This window comes from Slackia sp. (assembly GCF_977041755.1).
The window spans coordinates 1-711 of sequence record NZ_CDRRGL010000017.1 but is presented as its reverse complement, the minus strand read 5'-3'; the positions used below and the strand labels follow the sequence as shown (position 1 = coordinate 711).

Here is a 711-nt window from a genome sequence, read left to right as displayed (position 1 = left end):
GCCTGCACCCGCTGCAGAGCTACTTCCGCCTGAATGCAAAGGGTGCAGGCCAGTTCGAGCACACGCTCATCATCGTGGAAGACGGCGCCGATTTGCACTTCATCGAAGGCTGCTCGGCCCCGAAATACAACGTGGCGAACCTGCACGCAGGCGCCGTCGAGCTGTTCGTCGGCAAGAACGCGCACCTGCGCTATTCGACCATCGAGAACTGGTCGAAGAACATGTACAACTTGAACACCAAACGCTCGGTATGCGACGAGGGCGGATCAATCGAATGGGTTTCGGGCAGCTTCGGCAGCCATGTCGGTTACCTCTACCCCATGTCCATTCTTTCCGGCCGCAAGTCGACGTGCACGTTCACGGGCATCACGTTCGCCGGCCAGGGCCAAAACCTCGATACCGGCTGCAAAGTTGTGCTCGCCGCGCCCGACACGAGCGCCGCGATTGAGACGAAGTCGATCTCGAAGGGCGGCGGCGTGTCCACGTTCCGCTCGAGCGTCGTGGCAACCGAAAAGGCCGAAAACTCCGCCGCGTCGGTAAGCTGCCAGTCGCTCATGCTCGACGCCGACAGCCGCTCCGACACCATTCCCGCAATGGACATTCGCTGCAAGAACGTCGACGTAGGCCACGAGGCCACCATCGGCCGCATCTCCGACGACACCGTGTTCTACCTTATGAGCCGCGGTATTTCCGAAGAAGAAGCGCGTACCA

General features: G+C 60.9%; 1 protein-coding gene. It reads left to right on the top strand.

Going from position 1 to position 711, the window contains the following annotated elements; genetic code table 11:
- Positions 1-711 (top strand): SufD family Fe-S cluster assembly protein (locus tag ACWI8T_RS02690; RefSeq protein WP_449137865.1); only part of this gene is annotated, 711 nt, incomplete at both ends.